Source organism: Burkholderia sp. LMG 13014 (assembly GCF_905232215.1).
GTDB lineage: Bacteria > Pseudomonadota > Gammaproteobacteria > Burkholderiales > Burkholderiaceae > Burkholderia.
Map to the genome: position 1 here is coordinate 1 of NZ_CAJNKE010000834.1, position 2,018 is coordinate 2,018.

Annotated in this window: 4 protein-coding genes; all 4 read left to right on the forward strand. The window is 67.1% G+C overall.

Annotation, left to right across the window (positions count from 1 at the left end):
• Positions 1 to 664 (forward strand): oxygen-dependent coproporphyrinogen oxidase (hemF, locus tag JYJ84_RS35150; RefSeq protein WP_205190168.1); only part of this gene is annotated, 664 nt, incomplete at its 5' end.
• 3 nt (positions 665 to 667) lie between these two features.
• On the forward strand, positions 668 to 1,393 hold the full coding sequence (locus JYJ84_RS35155; protein WP_226217015.1) for a nicotinate-nucleotide adenylyltransferase: 726 nt from the start codon (positions 668 to 670) through the stop codon (positions 1,391 to 1,393).
• A 4-nt stretch (positions 1,394 to 1,397) separates the two neighbouring features.
• Positions 1,398 to 1,844, forward strand: coding sequence for a ribosome silencing factor (gene rsfS / locus JYJ84_RS35160; RefSeq protein ID WP_105818712.1), 447 nt, complete (start codon positions 1,398 to 1,400; stop codon positions 1,842 to 1,844).
• Between the two features lie 25 nt (positions 1,845 to 1,869).
• On the forward strand, positions 1,870 to 2,018 hold a 149-nt coding region (locus JYJ84_RS35165), incomplete at its 3' end, for a 23S rRNA (pseudouridine(1915)-N(3))-methyltransferase RlmH (protein ID WP_205190169.1).

Below are 2,018 nucleotides of genomic sequence, written 5' to 3' on the forward strand. Positions count from 1 at the left end.
GCTCGCGGGGCGCGGCTTCGAGGCGCTCGGCGTGTCGCTGGTGCTGCACCCGCGCAATCCGTACTGCCCGACCGTGCACATGAACGTGCGGATGCTGATCGCGACGAAACCGGGCGAGGAGCCCGTGTTCTGGTTCGGCGGCGGCATGGATCTGACACCGGTTTACGGTTTCGAGGACGACGCCCGGCATTTCCACCAGACCTGCAAGGATGCGCTCGACCCGTTCGGCGTCGAGCTCTACCCGCGCTTCAAGAAATGGTGCGACGAGTATTTCTTCCTGAAGCACCGCAACGAGATGCGCGGCATCGGCGGGATCTTCTTCGACGATTTCTCGGAGCCCGGTTTCGAACGCTCGTTTGACATGATGCAAAGCGTCGGCGACGCGTTCCTGCAGGCCTACCTGCCGATCGTCGAGCGCCGCGCGGAGCTGCCGTACGGCGAGCGCGAGCGCGACTTCCAGGCGTACCGCCGCGGCCGCTACGTCGAATTCAACCTTGTGTTCGACCGTGGCACGCTGTTCGGCCTGCAAAGCGGCGGCCGGACCGAATCGATCCTGATGTCGATGCCGCCGGTCGCGAACTGGCGCTATAACTGGCAGCCCGAGCCGGGAACGCCTGAAGCGCGCCTGTACAGCGACTTCCTCGTGCCGCGCGACTGGGTCTGACCCCTGCTTCAAGCAAAGGACGCGTTTCTGGACACCACCGCCCGCCCCGCCCCGCTGCCGCGTCGTATCGGCTTGCTGGGCGGTACTTTCGACCCGATCCACGACGGCCATCTCGCGCTCGCGCGCCGGTTCGCCGAGCTGCTCGGCCTGACCGAACTCGTGCTGCTGCCCGCCGGGCAGCCGTACCAGAAGCGCGACGTGTCGGCCGCCGAGCATCGGCTCGCGATGACGCGCGCGGCCGCCGGTTCGCTGTCCGTGCCGGGCGTGACCGTGACCGTCGCCACCGACGAGATCGAGCACACCGGCCCGACCTACACGGTCGAGACGCTCGCGCGCTGGCGCGAGCGGATCGGCCCGGACGCGTCGCTGTCGCTGCTGATCGGCGCCGATCAGCTCGTGCGCCTCGATACGTGGCGCGACTGGCGCAAACTGTTCGACTACGCGCACATCTGCGTGTCGACGCGCCCGGGCTTCGAGCTCGGCGCGGCGCCACCGGACGTCGCGCAGGAAATCGCCGCGCGGCAGGCCGGCGCCGACGTGCTGAAGGCCACGCCGGCAGGCCACCTGCTGATCGATACGACCCTTTCGTTCGACATTGCCGCGACCGACATCCGCGCCCACCTGCGCGAATGCATCGCGCGCCATGCGCAAATGCCCGACGCGTCGGCCGAGCATGTGCCGGCCGCCGTATGGGCCTATATTCTTCAACATCGCCTCTACCATTCCTGAATCCATGGATATTCGCAAACTGCAGCGCGTGATCGTCGACGCCCTCGAAGACGTCAAGGCGCAAGACATCAAGGTGTTCAACACCAGCCACCTGACCGAACTGTTCGACCGCGTGGTCGTCGCTTCGGGCACCTCCAACCGCCAGACCAAGGCCCTCGCGTCGAGCGTGCGTGACAAGGTCAAGGAAGCCGGCGGCGACATCGTCAGCTCCGAGGGCGAAGACACCGGCGAATGGGTGCTCGTCGACTGCGGCGACGCGGTCGTGCACATCCTGCAACCGGCCCTGCGCCAGTACTACAACCTCGAGGAAATCTGGGGCGACAAGCCCGTGCGGATGAAGCTCGGCGGCGGCAAGGGCAACGGCTTCGCCACGGCCAGCGAAAGCGACGACGAAGAAGAGGAAGCCGCGCCCGCACGCCCGGCGCGCAAGACGGCCGCCCGCCGCCGTTGAGCCCCGGGTCGTTACGCCTCTTCCGATGAAGCTTTTCATCCTTGCAGTCGGCCACAAGATGCCGGGCTGGATCGCATCCGGCTTCGACGAATACACGAAGCGGATGCCGCCCGAGCTGCGCATCGAGTTGCGCGAGATCAAGCCCGAACTGCGTTCGGGCGGCCGCAGCGCCGA